The 23553-nt window shown below is 43.8% G+C and carries 17 protein-coding genes and 1 tRNA gene; 9 read left to right on the top strand and 9 right to left on the bottom strand.

The genetic code is table 11. The annotated features are described in order from the left end of the window. Positions 1–21: 21 nt before the first annotated feature. The 5 genes from C8N29_RS10570 (at position 22) to C8N29_RS10550 (ending at position 4754) form a co-directional block, all read left to right on the top strand. Positions 22–1545, top strand: a complete 1524-nt coding sequence (locus C8N29_RS10570) for a S41 family peptidase (RefSeq protein WP_107866033.1) — start codon at positions 22–24, stop codon at positions 1543–1545. Continuing rightward, positions 1527–2165 carry a GNAT family N-acetyltransferase gene (locus tag C8N29_RS10565; RefSeq protein ID WP_146164452.1) on the top strand — a complete coding sequence of 213 codons (639 nt, stop codon included), beginning with the start codon at positions 1527–1529 and terminating at the stop codon, positions 2163–2165. Before C8N29_RS10570 ends, C8N29_RS10565 begins: the two co-directional genes overlap by 19 nt. Before the next feature lie 109 nt (positions 2166–2274). Beyond that, a complete protein-coding gene (locus tag C8N29_RS10560; RefSeq protein ID WP_107866031.1) occupies positions 2275–2994 on the top strand; it encodes a hypothetical protein in 720 nt (239 codons plus the stop codon). Then, the gene (locus tag C8N29_RS10555; RefSeq protein WP_170106961.1) at positions 2991–3446 is read left to right on the top strand and encodes a type II toxin-antitoxin system VapC family toxin; all 456 of its coding nucleotides are present in this window, start codon (positions 2991–2993) and stop codon (positions 3444–3446) included. The genes C8N29_RS10560 and C8N29_RS10555 overlap by 4 nt, the downstream gene beginning before the upstream one ends. Positions 3447–3602: 156 nt before the next feature. After that, positions 3603–4754, top strand: a complete 1152-nt coding sequence (locus tag C8N29_RS10550; RefSeq protein ID WP_107866029.1) for a hypothetical protein — start codon at positions 3603–3605, stop codon at positions 4752–4754. A 52-nt stretch (positions 4755–4806) separates the two neighbouring features. Here C8N29_RS10550 and C8N29_RS10545 read toward each other — a convergent pair whose 3' ends face one another. The 5 genes from C8N29_RS10545 to hisB form a co-directional block, all read right to left on the bottom strand. Beyond that, positions 4807–6789 (bottom strand): DUF4116 domain-containing protein, encoded by a 1983-nt coding sequence (locus C8N29_RS10545; protein WP_107866028.1) that lies wholly within the window; start codon positions 6787–6789, stop codon positions 4807–4809. Positions 6790–6851: 62 nt separating this feature from the next. Next, positions 6852–7616, bottom strand: coding sequence for an imidazole glycerol phosphate synthase subunit HisF (gene hisF / locus C8N29_RS10540; protein WP_107866027.1), 765 nt, complete (start codon positions 7614–7616; stop codon positions 6852–6854). Positions 7617–7759: 143 nt separating this feature from the next. After that, on the bottom strand, positions 7760–8491 hold the full coding sequence (hisA, locus tag C8N29_RS10535) for a 1-(5-phosphoribosyl)-5-[(5-phosphoribosylamino)methylideneamino]imidazole-4-carboxamide isomerase (RefSeq protein ID WP_107866026.1): 732 nt from the start codon (positions 8489–8491) through the stop codon (positions 7760–7762). An 87-nt stretch (positions 8492–8578) separates the two neighbouring features. Further along, complete coding sequence (gene hisH, locus C8N29_RS10530; RefSeq protein ID WP_107866025.1) at positions 8579–9211, bottom strand: imidazole glycerol phosphate synthase subunit HisH; 633 nt, start codon at positions 9209–9211, stop codon at positions 8579–8581. Next, positions 9211–9804 (bottom strand): imidazoleglycerol-phosphate dehydratase HisB, encoded by a 594-nt coding sequence (gene hisB / locus C8N29_RS10525; RefSeq protein ID WP_107866024.1) that lies wholly within the window; start codon positions 9802–9804, stop codon positions 9211–9213. The genes hisH and hisB overlap by 1 nt, the downstream gene beginning before the upstream one ends. A gap of 85 nt (positions 9805–9889) precedes the next feature. On the opposite strand from hisB, the gene C8N29_RS10520 reads away from it, so the two are divergent. The 3 genes from C8N29_RS10520 to C8N29_RS10505 all read left to right on the top strand — a co-directional run bounded on the left by C8N29_RS10520 (position 9890) and on the right by C8N29_RS10505 (position 13096). Then, the gene (locus C8N29_RS10520; RefSeq protein ID WP_107866023.1) at positions 9890–10279 is read left to right on the top strand and encodes a GNAT family N-acetyltransferase; all 390 of its coding nucleotides are present in this window, start codon (positions 9890–9892) and stop codon (positions 10277–10279) included. 100 nt (positions 10280–10379) lie between these two features. Beyond that, a tRNA-Phe gene (locus C8N29_RS10515) sits at positions 10380–10455 on the top strand. A 481-nt stretch (positions 10456–10936) separates the two neighbouring features. Further along, a complete protein-coding gene (locus C8N29_RS10505) occupies positions 10937–13096 on the top strand; it encodes a TonB-dependent receptor plug domain-containing protein (RefSeq protein ID WP_204509328.1) in 2160 nt (719 codons plus the stop codon). Positions 13097–13138: 42 nt separating this feature from the next. Here the strand turns inward: C8N29_RS10505 and C8N29_RS10500 are convergent, their stop codons facing one another. The 4 genes from C8N29_RS10500 to C8N29_RS10485 all read right to left on the bottom strand — a co-directional run bounded on the left by C8N29_RS10500 (position 13139) and on the right by C8N29_RS10485 (position 17336). Then, positions 13139–13894, bottom strand: a complete 756-nt coding sequence (locus tag C8N29_RS10500; protein ID WP_107866021.1) for a glucose 1-dehydrogenase — start codon at positions 13892–13894, stop codon at positions 13139–13141. Positions 13895–13990: 96 nt separating this feature from the next. Next, a complete protein-coding gene (locus tag C8N29_RS10495; protein ID WP_107866020.1) occupies positions 13991–14791 on the bottom strand; it encodes a citrate synthase family protein in 801 nt (266 codons plus the stop codon). Beyond that, positions 14788–15609, bottom strand: coding sequence for a citrate synthase family protein (locus C8N29_RS10490; protein WP_107866019.1), 822 nt, complete (start codon positions 15607–15609; stop codon positions 14788–14790). The genes C8N29_RS10495 and C8N29_RS10490 overlap by 4 nt, the downstream gene beginning before the upstream one ends. Beyond that, the gene (locus tag C8N29_RS10485) at positions 15609–17336 is read right to left on the bottom strand and encodes a thiamine pyrophosphate-binding protein (protein WP_204509327.1); all 1728 of its coding nucleotides are present in this window, start codon (positions 17334–17336) and stop codon (positions 15609–15611) included. Before C8N29_RS10485 ends, C8N29_RS10490 begins: the two co-directional genes overlap by 1 nt. Before the next feature lie 500 nt (positions 17337–17836). Here C8N29_RS10485 and C8N29_RS10480 point away from each other — a divergent pair. Beyond that, positions 17837–23553 (top strand): YDG domain-containing protein (locus tag C8N29_RS10480; protein WP_107866018.1); only part of this gene is annotated, 5717 nt, incomplete at its 3' end.

Below are 23553 nucleotides of genomic sequence, written 5' to 3'. Positions count from 1 at the left end.
AAATAATGGTTTGGATATGGTATGAAAAAAATTTGGCCTCTTGCACTCTGGACGATGATGCTCGCGCAACCCACAGTTTGGGCAGAAGACCTGCCTTCAACACCTACCACAGATTCAAAACAGACCAAAGTCGAAGAGGTCAAGAGTTTGCCATTAACCGATTTGCGTACCTTTGTTGATGTGTTTGAGCGTATTCGACAAAGTTATGTAGACCCTGTAGACGATAAAACCTTATTTGAAAACGCCATTAAAGGCATGTTGTCGGCCTTAGACCCACATTCTACTTATTTAGACAAAAATGATTATGAAAATCTAAAAACACAAACCACAGGTGAGTTTGGCGGCATTGGTGTAGAAATTGGTATGGAAGATGGCTTTTTGCGTGTCATTAGCCCGATTGACGATACGCCTGCTTCACAAGCAGGGATTAAAGCAGGTGACTACATTATTAAGCTCGAAGGCAAAGTCGTGAAAGGCATGACCATGAGTGAAGCGGTCGATATTATGCGTGGCTCAATTGGTCAGCCGCTCAAATTGACCATTCAACGTAAAGGTGAGCCACTGCGTCATTTGACCTTAATTCGTGCCAAGATAGAATTTTCCAGTGTCAAAAGTCGATGGATTGCACCCGATTATGCGGTATTGCGCATCAGCCAATTTCAAAATCATACCGCCCGTGATTTAACAAAAGCCTTATTACAGCTCAAAGAAAAAAATGCCAATATCAAAGGCGTGATTTTAGATTTGCGTAATAATCCAGGTGGTGTATTGGGTGGGGCGATTGGTGTCGCAGACTTATTTTTGGATAAAGGCTTAGTGGTTTACACTAAAGCCCGTACAGAGGGTAGTATCGAAAAATACGAAGCCACCGAAGGCCAAATTTTGCCAAATATTCCTTTATTGGTCTTGGTGAATGGGGCTTCTGCTTCAGCATCCGAAATTGTGGCTGGCGCACTACAAGACCATAAACGTGCCATTATTGCAGGCACGCCAACCTTTGGTAAAGGCTCGGTACAGACAGTCTTACCCTTGGCAGAAGATAAAGCCATTAAATTAACAACGGCACGTTACTATACGCCGAATGGACGTTCTATTCAGGCTGAAGGCATTAAGCCCGATGTGACGATTGAACCCGCTAAATTAGAAATTGCTAAAGCAGGTGAGGACTTTAAGGAAGCAGACTTAAAAGGCCATTTGGCCAATCCTAATGAAGCAAAGGCAGCCGAGGCAACCAATACATTTGTGCCTGTTGACAGCCCTGACCCGCAAGTGGACGGAGAAAAAACAGTCGAGCCAACGTCTGACAGTAAACAACCTGCTAAAACAGATAAAAAATCTAAATCTAAGTCTAAAACGTCAAAAAATGCGCCTAAAACACCTGAGCCTGAAACAGTGACCGATGTCACCCCGCCTGTGGCGGAGGATAAAAACCAAACGAAAGCCGATGAAATTCCTAGCGAAAAACGTCTTGCTGAGGATGATTATGTGTTGTATGCCGCCTTAAACGTGTTAAAAGGTGCTGCTTTTTGGCAGGCGAAACCATGAGAGAGGATGAAGACGTTGCACCCAAAATGTGTGCTGTGGTACAGGCTCAGCGCGATGACCGAGAGATTCTTGTGGATAGCTTAACCCGCGCTTTTTGGGATGACCCGATGTATAACTGGTTGGCCAAACAAGATGCGTATTTAGGGGCGAGATTTCGGCGTATTTTTGAAATTTATTGGGACAGATTTGCATGGCCGTATGAGCAAATTTGGACAACCGAAGACCGTTTGGGAGCAGCTTTGTGGTCACCACCCAATTGTTGGCAATTGGGCTTAGCGCAACAATTAGCCTTTTTGCCTGATTGGCTAGGCGTAACAGGTCTAAGTCAGTTGTATTCTCGTTGGCGAGCGGTGGATAAAATTCAAGCCAAACATCCACATGTGCCTCATTGGTATTTAATGGCGGTGGGGGTTGCACCTGAAGCGCAGGGTAGAGGTTATTGCTCCAAGTTGTTAAGGCCAATATTAGATATTTGTGATCGTACCCAAACGCCAGCCTATTTAGAAAACTCTAAAGAACAAAATATCGAAATTTATCAGCATTTTGGTTTTAAAGTAACCGAAGAGGTTGTTGTTGATAAAGATGTTAAGTTATGGTTGATGTGGAGAGAGGCGCGTTAGCTTGTGGCGTTGTGTTTAGAGAATGGCCTAATAAGTCATGGTCTATATTTTAAAAGACATGCTAAAATTTTAACAGTACAAATGATGTTTATAAATAGGAGGAGCAATTATGTCTAAATTCGCTATTTTTGCTCTAAAAGTATCAGGGACAGAACTAAACCAAATCAGCCCCTTGGAGCTTGGTCTATTGATGCAGCATTTTAGTAAAATGCTTGGGGAAAAAGACTTATCGTTTGATATTATTGAATCAGGTTCAGTGCTTATCAAATTAAAAACTCCCGAACAATACTGGTCAGAAAAAAATCTAAATTTACAACAGGCTATTAGTACAAAATCAAAAGGTTTTAAAGGTATTCAATTATTAGTTAATAAACATCAAGATTGGACAGTAAATATTAAAACTAGCCACGCAGCTAATGATGAGAATATTTATACTTTTCATGCTGAATCCAAAGGATTTGTGTTTAAACAGACTGAAACAATACGTGGCCATTTGACGCGATTATTAGTAGGCAAAGATAAGACGGATCATATTAGTTTGATAACAGACAATGGTAATATCATTCACATGAATTGTTCGGAGGAATTGTCTAAAAAATTATCTGTAGAGTGGAAAAATAACCGTTTATTAGAAGTCACAGGCGAAGCTAAATATCGTTATATCAATTTTGATGAGATTCATTTGGATAGTTTTGACGCTCATCATTTTATCGTGCTTGAAAATGTCAGCATGGGAAAATGGCTAAAAGATTTTATTGGAGATGGTCAAACTGGATGGTCACAGTTTGAAAACCCTGTTGAACAGTGGTTGCAGGAGCGACATTCGTGATATTGATAGATAATAATGTTCTTGTTCAATTATTAACGGATAGAGCAGCAAGTGATAAGTTAAGTGCTTATTTTCAACAAGAAAACACGAGTTTATTAATTCCAACACCTGTTCTTGCAGAGTTCTTGGCTTACGATTACAGTCAACGTTATATTAAATTTTTTTCAACGATGCAAAATTCACGTTCTCAAATTGTGCCATTTGACCAAAAATCAGCAATAATTTGTGGGGAATTAGCATGTAAATTAAGAAAAGCAAAAGAAAGTGCCACTAGTAAGCAAAAAGTGAAAGTGGATTTACAAATAGTTGCGATTGCTTTAGCCATGAAAGTGAAAAAGATTTTAACTGAAGACACTGATATTGCCGATATTATCAGCAGCTTAGCTTTAAAGCAGTTAGATGTTATAACTATTGCTGATTTGCCAAAAGCCCTTCCTTTATTTGACCAATAGTCGTTCTTAGTTCTATTGTAGAAACAACAAGTTATAATCATTATTATAAAATCTTTGTACAACAGTGTTAGTTGCCCATATAATTTCGTTTCATTAACCAAGAGCTTAAGTAGTACTTTAATAAAAATCATTTAAGCTCCATACATGGAACGATTTATGAAACAAAAAGCTTTAGATACGCGTGCCTTTGCCTTAATTTTTGCCATGTTAGGATTAATGGCTACCTTTTTATATCTGCGTAGTTATTTTTCTCAATTAGCCATTGATACAAGAATTGGTGCTGTAGTTACAGATCAAAAACAGCAGCTATGGTTAGCGGTGCCTGATAAATTAGTCGTGGTTAATACTCAAGGCAGTGTTATTAAACAATTAGATACCAATAGTTTAGGGCTTAAACATTTAGTTGCTGATTTAGCTTTTCGTACACCAGAAGAAATGTGGTTACGTGATATAAAAGGCCAGTTATATAAATGTACCTCGTTTAGTCAGTGTCAAAAAATAGAAGTTGTACCACGCGTTGATAAAATGCAATATGTCAAATTGACCAGTCGTGGTGATGGCAATATTGTTTTAACAGATAATTGGCAAGGGCAAGTTTTTGTGTTGGATGGCCAAGGTAAAATATTGGCTCAATCTACAGGTACAAGATTAAATCATCCTAATGGAGCATTATTTACCGAACAAGGTTTTGTTCAGGCCGATACAGGGGGTTTTCGTTTAATGCGTTGGCCATATCTTAAAAATAGCTATATCCCTAATTTTACCGCTCCACCTGAATTAGTGGTAAAAACAGCAACGATGGATATGCCTCAACCTATGGGAGTGATTACGCCAGAAGATGCACAAAAAATAGGGAAGGCACTGGCAGCTACTTTTTATAATCAGCCTTATTTTTTTGAGCAAATGGCTGATGGTTCATGGTGGATATTAGAAAGTGGCACAGTATTAGATAAAGGCGTTTTACGCCAATATGATGCTCAAGGCAAACGTGTTCAAACCGTTGAAACGCCTAATACTGATCCTATCAGTATGACCAAATTAGGCCAAAATAATTTGATTTTGGCAGATTCGCTCAACTCCAAATTATTGGATGTGTATTACCAAAAAAGTCAATTTTTAGATAATGTCGTGTTAACAGTTAGTCCTTTTGGCGATGGCACGGTGAGAGATATTTTAGAAAACGTGAATCAGACGCGTGGTAATTATCAATTAGTTGCTAAAGTGTGTTTGTTTTTGATTGCCTTAATTCCCTTAGCAGCAATTTTGTTATTTAGACGTTTAGGTTATGATTTAAACGCGAAGCTATAAAGAAGAAAGCCCGATTAAATCGGGCTTTAATTTTTAAGAATAAAACTACGCATTAACACCCTTTAATAGTAACAATTGGAGAGTCTAACTCTGCCAATACATCTGCATGATTTTCACGAAGAAATTTTCTAATTTCGGGGTCTTTTCTGAATTTATAGTCTGCCCATTGTAAGGCATAAGGGCATGTTTTTAAGGCTAATAAAACAATTTGACGATCAAATTGAAAGGGCTCTGCTGCATATAATAAAGCATAACCATCTTCTGTCAGCGCGGCTACTACCACTTCACGATCTGCTTTGAGTTCGTCTGTTGCATAAAGCAATGCTCGTCCATATTGTTTGACGGCAGTAAGAACCATGTCTCTGTCACTACAAAAAGAAGGATGAGCATATTGGATTGATTTACCAAATTGCTGGACTGCGGCTAATACGACTTCACGGTCTGCTTGTAACTCTTCTGAGAGACTTCTTAAGGCATAGCCATTTTGTTTAACCGCATGTAAAATGATTTCTCTATCATTACGTAATGTTGTATCTGCGTATAATATGCTGAGCCCATCGTGTTTGACTGCTATCAGTACCAACTCTCGGTCAGCACTTAAGCGTTCAGATACGCTAGCTAATGGTGTTAAAATAGGCCAAGCTCGCTTTGTATGCACGTTTTTTATTGCAACCAGTACTATGTCGCGGTCATCACGCAGGTCACGAGAGGCGTATTGTAACGCTCCCCCCTCATTTAATAAGGCGGCTAATACAATGTCTCTATTAGCTTGTAGTGTGGCTGTTGCAAACTGCAAGGCACAACCGTCTTGTCTTACAGCAGCAAGGACGATATCAATATTGGCTTTAAGGTCTTCTGAGGCGTATTTTAAAGCTGTACCTTGTTGTGTAACAACAGCGAGTATAAAGTTGAAATTATTTTTAAGGGCATCAGATACAGAGGCTAAAGCTTCAACACCTGTATTGTGTTGTAGTGCTGCTTGTATAATTTGGGGGTCGTTTTGTAAGGTGGGAGAGGCATATTTAAAAGCATCTTCATGCTGTTGGACGGCAACTAAAACAATCTCTTTATCGTTTCGCAAAGCTTCTGACGCATATTTTAATGACCAACCTTTCTGTTGAACCGCCATTAAGATAAGTTCTCGGTCATTTTTGAAACGTTCAGAAGCATATAATAGTGCATTAGTATTATGTGCGACAGCCGCAAAAAAAATGCTTCTATCGTTTTTAATCTCATCAGAGACATGGCGTAAAACATGATAATTCTTTGTAATAGCAACCATCATCAATGTTGTATCACAACGGAGTGTGTGAGAGGCATGTGCTAGGTTTAATACTTCACCTAAAAGCATAGCATGGTTAATATCGTACTCATGTTGTGGTTTTCCTGCCGCATGAATAACAGCTCTTAAAATGTCATCATCATTTTTTAATTCCGTGGCTATATATTTCATCATACTAATGTCACGGCTAACACTGGATAGTACAATGTCTTTATCAGCCCTCAGTCGTTCGGAAGCATATTCTAAGGCATAAGCACTTTTTTTCACCGCAGCCTGCACAATTTGCCTATTGTTTTTAAGGCGTTTTGAGGCATATTGTAAGGCATCACCATCAGTTTTAAGAGCCATCATCACGATGTCGTAATTGTCTTGTAGTTCAGGACAGACACAATTAAGGGCATAGCCATCATTTTTTAGAGCGGCTTCGACAACAGGGACATAAGCACGTAAACGGAGTGATGCAGATCTCAAGGCATCACCGTTTTGCTTTACGGCAACAAGTACCAAATCGCGGTCATCTTGTAAGTTATTCGAAGCAAAGCGTAATGCTTCGCCATCTTGTTTTACGGCGGCTAAGACCACATCTCTATCGTCTTGTAAATCAAGCGAGGCATATTCTAAGGCTTTACCATACATACTAACCGCAGCGAGAGCGACTAACTTTTCGCCTCGCCATGTAGAATCAAGAAATTGAAATTGTGCGGGAGTTTCAAGAACAAGGTTAATCACTTCTTGACGATGTTGATAATTCATAATTATTATGTCCCTATAAAATAAAGAGAATATTCTACCTAGTTGATTGCAAAAGCTTCAATTTAAACCTCTCTCATCACAATCCCTTGCTCACGCAAAAAAGCTTTTGCTTGAGGCACGGTGTATTCGCCAAAGTGGAAAATACTGGCAGCTAACACCGCATCAGCACAACCTTGCAAAATACCATCGGCCAAATGCTGCAAATTACCCACACCACCTGATGCAATGACTGGTACATTGACGGCATCACTCACTGCACGTACAACGCCTAAGTCATAACCATTTTTAGTACCATCAGCATCCATACTAGTTAATAAAATTTCACCCGCCCCATAGTTGGCCATTTTTACCGCCCATTCAACGGCATTAATGCCTGTCGGTTTACGGCCACCGTGGGTAAAAATTTCCCAACGGCCATCGGCAACTTTTTTGGCATCAATGGCAACCACAATACATTGTGAGCCAAAACGCTCAGCCGCTTCACGGACAAAATCAGGGTTAGTCACCGCTGCGGAGTTAATACTGACCTTATCAGCACCTGCATTGAGTAAATTACGAATATCTTCCAATTTACGAATGCCACCACCCACTGTTAACGGCACAAACACTTCGGAAGCCATGCGTTCAACGGTTTTTAAGGTCGTGTCACGGCCTTCATGGCTGGCGGTAATATCCAAAAAGGTAATTTCGTCTGCACCTTGTTGGTCATAGCGTTTGGCCACTTCAACAGGGTCACCAGCATCACGAATATCTAAAAATTGGACACCTTTGACCACACGGCCTTTATCAACATCTAAACAAGGAATAATACGTTTGGCGAGAGTCATGGTAACAACCTGTCAATAATATGTTCCCTCCCTTAAATTAGGGGAGGGCTAGGGTGGGGTATCCTCCCTCTCCTTAATAAGGAGAGGGTTGGGGTGAGGTTGACCCCCTCCCGACTTCCCCCTGATGAGGGGGAGGAGTAGAATTATTCAGCATCCGCTAATTGTTGGGCTTCAGCAACGTTAATCGTACCTTCATAAATAGCACGACCTGTAATTGCACCAATCACACCATCATGCGCAACAGTTTTTAAGCGACGAATATCATCTAAGTTAGTCACCCCACCTGACGCAATGACAGGTAAACCACTGGCGCGTGCTAGAGCCGCAGTGGCTTGTACATTAACACCTTGCATCATGCCGTCACGAGCAATATCGGTGTAAACAATGGCGCTAACACCCACTTGAGCAAAGTTTTTAGCGAGGTCTTCGGCTTTTACTTGAGAAACTTCAGCCCAACCATCCGTTGCCACCCAACCATCTTTGGCATCAATGCCAACAATGATACGGCCATGAAACTCACGACAGGCATCAATCACAAATTGAGGCTCTTTAACGGCTTTAGTGCCAATAATCACCCAAGTCACGCCTGCTTTAATATAAGTCTCAATCGTTTCTAATGAGCGAATACCCCCACCAATTTGAATTGGCAGCGCAGGATGTTTTTTAGCAATGGCTTTCACCACTTCGCTGTGAATGGGCGTGCCTGCAAAAGCACCATTTAAATCAACGAGGTGCAAACGACGTGCGCCTTGTTCTACCCAATGTGTGGCCATGCCAACAGGATCATCGGAAAACACGGTGTTATCTTCCATACGGCCTTGTTGCAAACGTACACACTTACCATCTTTAAGGTCAATTGCAGGGATAATTAACATAAAATTCTCAATTTAATGTTGGCGGTGGTTAATGGCTTCGACTCCGCTCCGCTCAGCCAACTTCGTTCCCTGAGCGGAGTCGAAGAGCTAAACACGCCATTCAACAAAGTTTTTTAACAACTGTAAGCCCATTTTTTGGCTTTTTTCAGGGTGAAACTGTACGGCAAATAAGTTGTCGTGGCTAATGGCGGTGGTAAAGTCCAAACCATAATGACTACGGCCAGCAATTAATTGACTATCAGCAACGTCGACATAAAAACTATGAACAAAGTAAAAACGGCTGTTTTGTGGAATATCTCGCCATAACGCATGATCAATAGTATGGTTTACTTCATTCCAACCCATGTGTGGCACTTTTAAGCGTTGGCCATTTTCAACCAAATCATTGCCAAAAAATTTAACCTTCCCGTTAAACATCGCCAAACAATCAACACCGCCATTTTCTTCGGAGTGTTCCATTAAGGCTTGCATACCGACACAAATGGCTAACACAGGTTTTTGGCTGGCTGCTTCACGTACCTCAGCATCAACACCAACCGCTTTCATGCCTGCCATACAATCACGCATTGCTCCCACACCCGGAAAAACCACACGGTCAGCCGCACGCACTAAAGCAGGGTCATGGGTAATAATGACTTTACTCGCGCCAACGTGTTCTAAGGCTTTGGCGACAGAGTGCAAATTACCCATGCCATAATCTAAAACTGCAACGGTAGTCATTATAAGCTACCTTTGGTTGAGGGCATTTGACCAGCCATACGTGGGTCTAACTCAGCAGCCATACGCAATGCGCGGGCAAAGGCTTTAAAAATACTTTCAATTTGGTGGTGAGTGTTGCGACCACGAATATTATCGACATGAATGCCAATTTGTGCGTGATTGACAAAGCCTTGGAAAAACTCATAAAACAAGTCAACGTCAAAACCACCCACACTGGCACGGGTAAATTCGACATTAAAATCAAGATGTGGACGGCCAGAAATATCAATAACAACACGCGATAAGGCTTCATCCAATGGCACATAAGCATGACCCACACGACGAATGCCTTTTTTATCGCCAATCGCTTTGGCAAAGGCTTGACCAAGGGTAATGCCACAATCTTCGGCACTGTGGTGATCATCAATGTCAGTATCACCCTGACAAGTTATGTTAATATCAATTAGCCCGTGACGAACAATTTGATCTAACATATGGTCTAAAAAGGGCATACCTGTGTTAAGTTGGCCTTGACCTGTACCATCAAGATTGATACTTGCGGTAATTTGGGTTTCTTTGGTATTACGAACCACTTCAGCTTGGCGCGCTGTCATGTTTTCTGCCTTTGCTAAATCAGTAAAAAGCGATTATAACGTGCTTCTATGGTGGATGTTAAATTTTTAAGATAGAGGCGTTATCATGCCAGTAATTGTGACTGCAGAATCTCAAATTAAAACGGAATGGCAACAAAGTATCATTAAGCTCTACGACAGTAGCCCTGAATTTGGCCAAGGTGTAGAGGCGATTGATAAGGTTGAGCAAATCACCCGCCAAGACGGTCTGTTATATTTAGGTTGGTTTAATTCCAAACCCGTTGCCGCCATCATGGCCAGTGGTTTGGCAAATAGTCGCTTATTACATAATATTGTGGTTCATCCCGCAAATCGTGGGCGAGGCATTGCCGACCGTTTAGTCAGTGAGGTATGCCGCTTAGAACGTGAGCGAGGCAGTACACAATTGGTAGCAGGTTGTACGGCAATTGCACGTTTATTACGTATTGACGCTGCGCGTCAGCATAAAGCGGGCTAAATAGTTTACTTTATAATCAAATGCATATTTGTTTGTGATACATCGTGAATAAAGTCTTGACGAATGCGAGGCTTTTCGTTTTAATACGCGCCTCCGACGTGGCCAGGTAGCTCAGTCGGTAGAGCAGAGGACTGAAAATCCTTGTGTCGCCGGTTCGATTCCGGCCCAGGCCACCACTAAATTATAAAAAGCCAGCTTTATAGCTGGCTTTTTTATTGGCACTATGGCTCATGATGGTTAATCGAAATAGAGCCTATAGTTAGCATAAAAAATAATTAAAAAAAACGGCATATTATTGAATCATATTGTCTTTTTTTGCTTGTCAAACTCACAAAAAAACTGTTACAACTTGCCACGTTCGGTCTATGCTTGATGTAGTCCTTGTCGATAGCTTGTAATATTGACGCAGCATGTTGCCATACACAAGCGCTACGGCTAATTAAGGGCTATACCGTACACATACTATGCAGGATGCTGGTTTAACCCTTCCTGTCTCGTCTATCAGTTTTATAGATGCCCATATTTTGTCCAAGGTCTGTACCCACATAGTAATAATAAAGGGGAAAGAAGATGACATTTTTCGTATGCACTGTATTCGGCTTTTTATGCTGAAGTACACGGTCGGTTGATAAATCTTTTATTACAGGCAGCATAATCATGACGATTACACAGAGAAAATTGCCAGTAGTGCAGCATCGTTTAAGTAAAATGACATTGGCTTTATGTGTATTACAGGGGACGCTGGCACAAGCCTCAACCAATATCTGGGATTTGTCTCTAGAAGAGTTAGGTAAGGTACGTGTGACCACCATTGCGTCGGGTACAGCTACACCCTTAGACAAAGCCTCAGCGGTGGCCACGGTGATTACCGCAGCAGATATAGAGGCTATGGGTGCCACAGATTTAGATGAAGTATTAGAAACTGTACCAGGTTTGCATGTCACGCGTTCGCAACAGTCCTATGCAGGTCGTTATATTATTCGTGGTATTACGTCTACCTATAATCCACAAGCCTTAGTGTTGATAAATGGTGTGCCTGTCACCAGCTTATTTACAGGGAATCGTGGCAATATTTGGGGCGGTATGCCTGTTAAAGCCATTGCCCGTGTTGAAGTCATTCGTGGGCCGGGTTCGGCGTTATATGGTGCGGATGCCTTTGCGGGTGTCATTAACATTGTGACTAAAAATGGAAAAGACTTAAAAGATACGCAAGCAACTGTACGGGTAGGAAGTTTTAATACACAAGCAGTCAGTGTGGCACACGGTGGCCAGTATGCCGGTTTAGAGCTTGGATTCGTGATAGAAGCACAACGTACTGACGGTTGGAAAAAAACAGTTCATACCGATGCACAAACTGTGTTAGATAAATTATTAGCGACTCAGGCCAGTCTGGCGCCAAACACAATCAATACTGCTAAAGATATGCTGGATACGCGTCTAGATATTGCGTCTGACAATGCACGTTTACGTTTGGGCTATCAGGGCCGTTATAACGTAGAGTCTAGTGTAGGTTACGCCGAGGCCTTAGACCCCAGTTCACATATTAACAGCCAGCGCTACAATGTGGATTATAGTTATAGTTTAAAAGAATTAGCCCCGCAGTTAGATGTAGATATCCGCACCAGCTATTACCGTAATACGCAAGAAGTAAAAGCAAATATTCTACTGTACCCTAAAGGTGCATTCGGTGGTGATTTTCCAGAAGGATTTATTGGTAACCCAGGCTACTTAGAAGAAAATGCCCGTATAGACTTGAGTGCTTTGTACAAAGGGATGGATAACCATTTATTCAGGGTTGGGTCGGGTTTTACATGGGATGATATGTTTGAAGTCACCGAAACCAAAAATTTTATGGTGGCATTTTTACCTAGTGGGGCACCTGTATTTCCCCCACGTCCTAATGGTATAGATGATGTCAGTGATACCGCCGAAGTGTATCTGCCTGAAAGCCAACGTAAAAACTATTACTTTTTTATACAAGATGAATGGAAGTTCGCACCCAATTGGCAAGCCACAACGGGTGTACGTTATGACCATTTTTCGGACTTTGGCGATACGACTAACCCGCGTTTAGCCTTAGTATGGGCGGCAACCGAAAAAATAACTACGAAGTTGTTGTATGGTAAAGCATTTAGAGCACCTGCTTTTAGTGAGTTGTTTGTCACGAGTAATCCGATTGCACTAGGAAACCCCAACTTAACGCCTGAAACGATTGATACCTATGAGTTAGCATTTTCGCATCAATTGTCTAAAGACATGCTGTATACGGCCAATATTTATCATTACCGTATCAACGACTTTATTAGTTTTGTGCCAACCAGTTGCGCATGCGGTGTCAATCAAGCACAAAATTTAGGAAATATTGAAGGGCATGGTTTAGAGTTGGAGTTAGACTACTCTGTCCTAGAAAATTGGCGCATCTTAGCAAATTATGCCTATCAAAAATCCATTGACCAAAACACGGATGCCGATGTCGGTGAAGCGCCAAATCATCAAATATATCTACGTAATGAATGGACGGTTGCTTCTGGTGTATTTTTTGATGCACAGTTGACGTGGGTAGGTAAACAACAACGGGTCTTAGGCGATATGCGTGACCCTGTCAGTGATTATACAACGGTTGATTTAACCTTGCGCAAACACGATATATTGACGGGTTTTGATATGTCTTTGTCTATTCGTAATGCTTTTAATGCCGACATTCGTGAGCCAAGTCCCCGCTCATCTTTACCCACCAATGAGCATACGGGGTCTATCCCTAATGACTTTCCTATGGCAGGACGAAGTCTATATGCAGAGTTAAGCTATTTATTTTAAGTCTAAGCTGACGGTTACGTGAGTAACCGTCAGTTCTTGTTATTATTGTACAGAATAACCGCCATCTAAAACTAAGTTTTGGGCGGTGTACCACGCAGCCTCTTCGGAGCATAACCACATCACGGCTTGTGCCACATCTTGGGTGTCACCCAAACGTCCAATTGGGTGCTGCGCCAAAATCATACCGTGTAAGTCTGGGTTATCCAACACAGGGGCATTTGCTTCAGTCGGCACCCATGCAGGACTAATACAATTGACACGAATCCCTTGTTTGCCAAATTCGAGTGCTGTCGCCTTCGTTAAACCGATGACCCCATGTTTACTGGCCACATACGCAGGTACACCCATCGCTGTTCCTAAGATACCCCATACTGAGGACATATTGACAATAGCGCCACCACCTGTTTTAAGCATGGCAGGAATTTGATACTTCATACATAACCAAACGGCTTTGAGATTGGTATTGATGACTCTGTCAAAGTCTTCTTCGCTCAGGTCTACGGTATTTGAAATCGGTTCAGCCACACCTGCATTATTAAATGCACAATCCAACCGTCCAAACTGTTTGAGCACCGTATCAACGACGTGTTGTACTTGGTTGGCTTGGCAAACATCGGCTTGAATAAATAAGCCTTCACCGCCTGCCGCTTTAATTAAGGCCACTGTTTCTTGACCTAACTCAGCACGGCGAGCAACCACCGCGACTTTAGCTCCTTGTTTGGCAAAGGCGAGGGCGGTTTGACGACCAATCCCTGAGCTTGCACCTGTCACTAAAACGACTTTATCTTGATAACGCATAATCTGCTCCTATTGAAAAATCATCAAAACCTATCCAACCTTATCGGCTTTGTGGTGGGGATGTAAGATAGCAATTCATACGACATAAACCTGAGATTATGTCTTTTTCCATTGTCGTTTGCTCACATCTTGATTAACGATACTACGACAGCGAATGGGAAAAAATGTGCCTACGGTTTTTTTGACTGCATCCATATAACAAGGCGCTAAACCCGCATAGACAATTAAATTCATAAACAGATGAAATTCATCATTACTAAAGCCTAAATCTGCACCAATTGCGCCATCTAAGGCTGCAATATTCATGCGAATTTGTCGACTGTGAATTAAATAGTTTTCAATAGCTAAGGCGAGTTTTAGGTAGTTACCGTCTGCAAGACCTAACTCTGTTGCTTTTTGTAGGGTATGTGGCACACGCTCATCTATGCTGGCTAAAGGTCGGCCATAACCATAAATAAGACCTTGCTGTGCAATTTCTGCCTCAATAATGTCTGCCAATACGTGGCCTTGTTGTTGTTTTTGTTGGCAACGAAGTAAAAAGTCATGGACTTTTTTCAGAGGTTTTACCCCAAATAAATTAGCCTCACACCCCACTAAGCCTGCATTGAGAGCTAAACAAGCGGTAGTGCGCACGGAGCCTGCTAAAGCGGCGGTATTATTGGGCCAAATACTGGGGTCTGGATAGCTGGTAGATGCCCATAAATAGCTGAGCATCGCCAGTTGGTTGCCCGTATAGATACGGCCTGTAATGCCATAAATATGGTAGGCAAACCAATCTAAATGCCCAAGGTCACGGTGTAAGTCCTGACCGCGTACCACGACCCGCTCCGATAAAAAGGCTTTACCCATCGTAGTGTCGAGATGATTTTCGGCAGCTAATAATTCCATTAAGCTCATGACCGTTGCTCTCCTGTTGAAGCGGCAGGGTCATCACAGAGATGAATATGTTTGCCAAAAAAAGGGAATTTACGCCAGCCAAGTTGTTGTTGTTCAAGGGCATGAACAGCTGCGCCTGGTAAACGTAAAATCAGATATAACAGCGCACCTTGGTCGGGCGTTAAGCCTAAATCATGGCAAGTGGCCGCGGCTAGACTGGTAAACGCTAGGCCATAACCAACAGTATTTTCGAGTTGCTGTAAGTGTTGGCTTAAATAAGGCAATGCGGCGTTTGTACTTAATGACGATAATAACTGTAGGCTTTGTTGTACTGGCAGTGAGGCCTGTGTTTGATGCGGGTCAAAACCCATAATATGGTCAATAGTTGGCCAAATATCGGCAGTGTCTTTGATGGTTGCAGGGGCGGTTAACTGCTGATGCCAGTCACCGACGGGGAGTTGTTGGCAATGATGCCAACGTTGCATCAACAGATAAACCTCTTGGCTGCCGCCATATTGGCCAGATCCAACACCAAGGGCTGCCATCAAGATGGCCGCATGGGTTGCACCACTGACACCTGCGTTCATGGCAGCACGGGTACTGGCATCTCGTATTCCGACATTGGCAAAAATGAGCGCGAGCTTTTCCAGTAGTTGTGCTTGTCTTTTATTGGGCTGTTGACCCGTCAACAATAACAGCCAGTATTCTGCCCACGTGGCATGTTGAATCACGTCGCCATAGACATCATAACCATGACAATAGCAGGCTTGGGCAACAAAAGGATTATCTGGTGCAGCTTCTTCATGCCATATAGCACTGTGATAAACGGGCTCGGTCATTACGCGGCTCCTGTCAGCACTTTCATACGTGCACCCATCGGAGGCACTTCTTCGCGGTCAATCACCACATCTAATAAACAGGGGGCATGACGATTTAACAGTGCCTGTATATCCAGTTGTTTTAAGTCACTCATGTGTTCAATACGATAAGCCTCCACACCCATCGCTTGCGCCATTTGTGCAAAGTTAATAGAAGGCAACTCGTTACCAATCGGTTCTGCGCCGCCAATACGTTGCCCATGACGCACCATACCAAGCGCGGAGTCGTTCAACACAATAAACAGGACGTTTAAGCGTTCTTGCAAAGCGGTAGTAATTTCTTGACCACTCATTAACATGCTGCCATCACCCGTAAAACAAACAACGGGTTTGCCTTTTGCTCCTGCCGCTATGCCAACCGCCGCACCAATCGCCCAACCCATCGACGAAAAACCGATACCAATGTGAAATAGACTTTTGTGTGGATTAAAAGGGTGTGGGCGTTTGCAGTTCCAATAATGAATCCCCCATAAAAAACTGTTACCACTATCCATTAAAACGCGGGTATCGTCAGGGCAGACCGCACTCATATAGGTCATCAAGGCTTGTGGTTTGATGGGACTGTCATCACTGAAGCATTTTTCGGGGTGTGCAAATTGAATATTGCTAGGCAAGCCGTCCGTGTTAAATTGACGGCTGATTTGTTTACGCAGTGGATGTCGATTGAGTAGAGCACTAAACGGTTTTAGCATTAACTCAATAGAGCCTAAAATACACAATTTGGCCATGTATGAGCGGCTGAGGTGTTCGGAGTTGCTCGATAGGTGAATCAAGCGGCGTGACATAATCGCACTGCTATCCCAGCCACTGGTCGATACTTCATCTAGCGCGGTACCAACCACTACGACACGTTCAGCATTTTCGGGCAATAAGGCATCGCGGGCGCTTTCATGACCAGCAAAACCAAAAACGCCACGGTATAAGGGATGAAAATTATTGACTAGGCCTTTGGCGCGTGGCGTGGTGACAAATTGCCAGTTACGTGACTCAATGAGCGCAATAATCGTATCAATCGCGCCTGCTGCCCCTTCGCCAATCACAACCGTGACTTTATTCTTGTCGGCCAATTCTTTAAGCACTAAATGCATAGCCTCTTGGCTGGGGACGACTTCGTGATTGATGAAAGCGCGTAAGGTAGCTTTTTGCTCTGTGTCTTCAATCGTGTCACGCATCACATCGAGTGGGACACTTAAATGTACAGGGCCAGGTCGATTGCTAATGGCATAACTAATCGCTTGTAACAGTTTATGCTCAACTTGCGCGCTGTGTGAGACTAAGGTATTAAACCGTGTGCAGTGGGTAAAAATTTCTAGGGTGTTAATGCCTGTACACGAGCCATCTTGAAGTGCGCCACGGCCAAATTTTTCAATGGCCGTTTGTGCTGAAATCACTAACATGGGAATACCATCGGCATAAGCAGAGGCGACGCCTGTAATCAGATTGGTTGCGCCTGGCCCCGCCGTCGAACAGCACACCCCAATTTTACCTGTTTCGCGGGTATAACCATCTGCCATAAAGGCAGCGCCTGTTTCATGACGCGCAATAATCGCACGCGTGCCGCCACGGCGTTCGCTGCGAGCGAGGGCATTATAGAAGGGTTCAATACTGCCGCCTGGTACGCCAAAGACAAACTCTACGCCGAGTCGTTGTAGGTAGCTGAGAATCAAATCACCATTTTCAATCATCATCGTTCCCCGATAATTCTAAAAAGACTCAAAGGTGAAGCAGTCCTTGTGGTTAAGTAGAGGGTTTAGGGTTATCTATGCTGGAAAGTGTGCGCTGTTTGTAGCGTGTTTTTTTTCAAATGTACAATACATTTACATACTTTCATGCCGTTTTTGTGTACTGAATCGGGCTTTTGAAAAAAAACGATTGCATAACCTGTAAAACATGTTGAATAGAATAGTATGTTATTGTTGTTTAATGGATTTTTTGTACATTATTTGGCTTTGACAGTGGGTTGTTTATGGGGCAGTGAATCAAACAAGAAACGCAAGCCAGCAGCCCCAACAATAAGTCGTGTATCGTCCATAATCAACGCATCAACTGGCCTAAATTTAAGCTATACTAAATGACTAGTTTGATTGTCAGAGTTAGACAATACAATTGGGGTAGATGATAACAACGTATCCTACACAAGGTTCCATTGTCCTCGAAAATACCATTATAAGTTAAAGGGAGTTTGACCATGAGTCGTCATGCCAGCTTAAATCGTGCCTATCGTTTGGTATGGGACGAAATTCGCCAATTATGGATACCCGTGGCGGAGTGCGTACGTTGTCGTGGTAAGCGTGGCCGCGTGTTAACCTTAGCCAGTAGCCTATTACTGAGCGCAAATAGCGTACTTGCGTTGCCAACAGGTGGGCAAATCACCGCAGGTGAGGGTGTGATTCTGCCAGATACTCAACAGATGACGATTGCGCAGCAAACGGAAAAATTAGCGATTGATTGGCAAGGTTTTAATATTGCCGCTAACGAAACCGTCAGTTTTATTCAACCCAGTACCCAATCCATTGCGCTAAATCGAGTCACTACCCAAGACCCCAGTCAAATTTTGGGCGGTTTACAAGCCAATGGCCAAGTGTTTGTGCTCAATCCTAACGGCGTACTATTTGCCCCTAGTGCCCAAGTCAGTGTTGGCGGGTTAGTAGCCTCTACACTCCATCTCAGTAACGCCGATTTTTTAACAGGTCATTATCAATTTACAGGTTTGAGTCAAGCGACGGTCAACAATCAAGGACAAATCCTGACACCACAAGGCGGCTATGTTGCGTTGATGGCGGCACAAGTACGTAATGAAGGCCACATCATTGCGCCTCAAGGCAGCGTACAGTTAGCCGCAGCCAATGCGGTAACGGTGCAGTTAGCCAATGGTTCTTTAGTGGGCTTGCATGTAGAGAAAGGCAGTTTAGATGCCTTGGCCGAAAATAGAGGCGTGATTCAGGCTAATGGTGGGCAAATTTTCTTGACGGCTGACGCGGTTGACCACTTAGCCAAAGCAGTGGTCAACAACGAAGGTGTCTTAGAAGCACAAACCGTTGAAAATCATCAAGGTGAAATTCGTTTATTAGCGGATATGTCGGTAGGGACGGTAAAGGTTGCAGGTCAGTTAGACGCCTCAGCCGCAACGGGTGACGGCGGTTTTATCGAAACATCGGGCGCGTATATTGATATCGCTGATGAGGTATCGGTTTCTACACAAGCCACACAAGGCAAGACGGGAACATGGTTAATTGACCCTACTGATTTTACGATTGCTTCTAGTGGGGGTGACGTCACGGGCGCGACCTTGTCAGCAGCCTTAGAAAAAACAGATATCATCATTCAAAATAGTTTAGGTAAAACAGCGGGTAATGGCGACATTCATGTCGACGATGATGTGTCATGGGGGGCAAATACCCAGCTCGAATTAATGGCTGACCGTAATATCAACATCAATGCCAATATCACAGCGACAGGTACTAGCGCAGGGCTGATTTTAACCACGGGCACAGACGGCAACTATACCTTAAAAAGTGGTACAGCAATTAGCTTAACGGGTACGAGTGCCCTGTTAAAAATAAATGGCAATCTGTATACCCTGATTTATAACGCAGATGACCTACAAAATATCGCAAAGAATCTCACGGGATTCTATGCTTTAGCACAGTCTATTGATGCCAGCAGTACCAGTACATGGAATAGAGGACTAGGCTTTAATCCCATCGGGTCGGATGTGGCGTTTACAGGGATATTGGATGGCTTAGGACATACCGTCAGTGGCTTAACGATTGACCGACCCAGTAATAATCAGATTGGTCTGTTTGCGCAGTCCGCAGGTTCAATCCAACATCTCACACTGACTAAAGCCAATATCACCGGTGCAAGCCATGTCGGTTTGTTATCGGCGACTAACACAGGAAAAATAAACCAAACTACCGTCGATGGTACGCTCACCTTAGTGACGGATGATGTGAATTTTGACTTGCTGAATGTGGGTGGTTTGGTGGGTTATAACCAAGGCCATATCAGTGATAGTCAATCGGCCATTGTCCTTCATGCCAATGCGCCATCGGTCACGAGTTACTTTACCAGCGTGGGTGGTTTGGTGGGTAATAATGCAGGCACAGTGAGTCAGTCTAGTGCCACAGGTAGTCTTAATATCACCCTCACAAAAGGGGGAAATGTGAGCGGTGTGGGTGGCTTGGTCGGTTTTAATAACGCGCTAATCACACAGAGCACCAGTACCGTCAATGTCTCTGTCTTAGGGCAGCAAATGAGTGTGTATAGTGTTGGCGGACTCGTCGGTGAAAATCGTGGTGCAGGAAACGACACTATCGGTGGTGGTGCAGCCTTTGCCGCAGCCGCCGCTACAGATGCAGGTGAGATTGTTGATAGTATGGCATCGGGCGATGTCAGCATAACGGGTGTGGACGCCTATAGCATGAATGCCATCGGTGGTTTAGTTGGCTTGAATACAGGCATTCTTAATCTACAAGGCATTAATACCAATACGACTAACGGTGCGGTCAGTGTTGCCACCAGCGAAAAATCCAGTACCTCAGGCAGTTTCGTTTTTAATGTGGGCGGTATGGTGGGTGAAAACCGCTACAAAATCTACACCTTAAATAATGCCATTTATAGCGCTTCGGTCACGGTAGATAATCGCACCACCAATGGCTTTATCAGCAATGTCGGTGGAATTACGGGCAGTAATGCGTCACTAGGGCAGCTCACTAATGTCTATGGCAGTGTTTCTGTATTTGGCGATAGCCTGTTAGGTGGTTTTATTTCTTCTATTGGTGGTGTTGCGGGGAGTAATAGCGGCTCAATTCAACAGGCTGATGCAACAGTCAGTTTGAATGATGCCAATGGGGTATTGGCTAACGCGTCGTATATTGGCGGTGTGGTGGGCTATAACAATGGTAAAGTCACACAAAGTGCATCGACAGGATGGATTCAAGGTTCAAATTATGTTGGGGGGTTAGTCGGTTATAACACGGCTGCTGGTACGATTAGTGAAAGTTATTCCTATGCCTTTGTACAACACAGTGATAATTCAAACAGTAATCCTGCGATTGTCGGTGGATTGGTTGGGCAAAATGATGGGGTGATTTCCCTCAGTTACTTTGCAGGCGCAGTTGAAGGGGCGGACAGTGGCAATAGCAATGTGGCAACAGGTGGTTTAGTCGGGCTAAATAATAGTTCTGCTAAAATAGCTAACACCTATGCGGAAGGAACAGTAACTGGTGGCCAGCGGGTGGGTGGTCTGGTTGGACACAGTTATGGTTTGGTTGAGAACAGTTATGCGCGTAATGAGGTCGTAGGATTCGACCTTGTAGGTGGTTTGATTGGCTTAGAAGACAGTGGCTCTAGTGTGGTCGGCAGTTTTTATGACTTGAGCTTAACCGATAACGGTTCGGCATACGGTATGGCTAAAGCCGATTTTTTTAACGCGTCTACCTTTGAAAAGGCGGGTTGGCAGATTGCTAGCAAAGGCGGGAGTGCCGATATTTGGCGCATTTATGAAGGTGAAACCGCCCCCTTATTACGCAACTTTTTAACACGCATAGTCGTCACGGCAAATAATCAGCAACAAACCTACGATGGTAGCCAGTTTAGTGGCGGAAATGGTGTGAATTATTCTATCACTGACCCCAGTTCAGACTTACTTTTAGGGACAGTAAGTTATGGCGGCAGTGCACAAGGTGCTCGCAATGCAGGTGTTTATCGTATTGATGCGGGAGGGTTTTATTCGAGTCAGCAAGGCTATGATATTGAATATCAGGCTGGACAGTTAACCATTGACCCCAAAACGCTAACGGTAGCCAACAGTATTGCATTTGACAAAGTCTATGATGGGAATGTGACTGCCAGTATCACCGCCGAACTCTTAGATGTGATTAAAGGCGACGATATTAGCTTAAGTCATACTGCGGTCTTTGCCGATAAACACGTGGGTGCAGATAAAAATATCAGCGTGAATTATGTCCTCACGGGTAATGACCAAACAAATTATGTCTTAGCAGCGAACACGGACACGCTACATGCGGCTATTACCCCTAAAGCCCTCATTGTTAAAGGCAGTAGCGCGGTTGACAAAGTTTATGATGCTAATACGCAAGCTCAAATTAATCTTGGCAGTGTAAATGGCGTCATTGTTGGCGATGATATTAGCCTCAGTGCGACGGGTACATTCGACAGCAAACAGGTGGGTACTGGCAAAGCAGTGGCGGCTGATTATCGTTTGGATGGCACAGACAGTCTGAATTATGACGTTGTTGATGAGACCTTATTTGCCGACATCACGGTAAAAACGATTAGCGGGACGGTGACGGCGGACAACAAAGTCTACGACGGAAAAACGAATGCCACGGTCAGCGGCAGCTTATTGGATGTGATTGCGGGTGATGACGTACAGCTAAGCAGTACGGGTCAGTTCAGTGATAAACACGTGGGTAACGACAAGCTCGTAACACTCACGAATAGTTTATCGGGCAATGACCTCGGTAACTACAGCATCCAGTTAAATGACACGGCAACGGCCGACATCACGGTGAAAACGATTAGCCGGACGGTGACGGCAGAAAACAAAGTCTACGACGGCAAAACGAATGCCACGGTCAGCGGCAGTTTATTGGATGTGATTGTAGGTGATGACGTACAGCTAAGCAGTACGGGTCAGTTTGCCACGAAGGATGTCGGAAGCAATAAAACGGTCACGTTGACGAATCAACTCAGCGGTGCCGACTTGAATAACTACAGCATCCAGTTAAATGACACGGCAACGGCCGACATCACGGTAAAAACGATTAGCGGGACGGTGACGGCAGACAACAAAGTCTATGACGGAAAAACGAATGCCACGGTCAGCGGCAGTTTATTGGATGTGATTGCAGGTGATGACGTACAGCTAAGCAGCACAGGTCAGTTCAGTGATAAACACGTGGGTAACGACAAGCTCGTAACACTCACGAATAGTTTATCGGGCAATGACCTCGGTAACTACAGCATCCAGTTAAATGACACGGCAACGGCCGACATCACGGTGAAAACGATTAGCGGGACGGTGACGGCAGAAAACAAAGTCTACGATGGAAAAACGAATGCCACGGTCAGCGGCAGCTTATTGGATGTGATTGCGGGTGATGACGTACAGCTAAGCAGCACAGGTCAGTTCAGTGATAAACAGGTTGGTCAAGGAAAAACGGTCACGTTAAGCAACAGCATTTCAGGGATAGATGCACAAAACTACAGCATCCAGTTAAATGACACGGCAACAGCCGACATCACGGTGAAAACGATTAGCGGGACGGTGACGGCAGAAAACAAAGTCTATGACGGAAAAACGAATGCCACGGTCAGTGGCAGTTTATTGGATGTGATTGCGGGTGATGAGGTGTTGTTAAGCAGCACAGGTCAGTTTGCCACGAAGGATGTCGGAAGCAATAAAATCGTTACCTTAAGCAATACCATTTCAGGGATAGATGCACAAAACTACAGCATCCAGTTAAATGACACGGCAACGGCCGACATCACGGTAAAAACGATTAGCGGGACGGTGACGGCAGAAAACAAAGTCTACGACGGAAAAACGAATGCCACGGTCAGCAGCAGTTTATTGGATGTGATTGCGGGCGATGACGTACAGCTAAGCAGTACGGGTCAGTTCAGTGATAAACACGTGGGTAACGACAAGCTCGTAACACTCACGAACAGTTTATCGGGCAATGACCTCGGTAACTACAGCATCCAGCTAAATGATACGGCAACGGCCGACATCACGGTGAAAACGATTAGCGGCACGGTGACGGCAGACAACAAAGTCTATGACGGAAAAACGAATGCCACGGTCAGCGGCAGTTTATTGGATGTGATTGCGGGCGATGACGTACAGCTAAGCAGCACAGGTCAGTTCAGTGATAA

The sequence above is a fragment of the Agitococcus lubricus genome (genome assembly GCF_003051055.1).
Taxonomy (GTDB): Bacteria; Pseudomonadota; Gammaproteobacteria; order Pseudomonadales; family Moraxellaceae; genus Agitococcus; species Agitococcus lubricus.
Note: the sequence above shows the minus strand (reverse complement) of the source record. Positions and strands in the feature narration are given on the sequence as shown.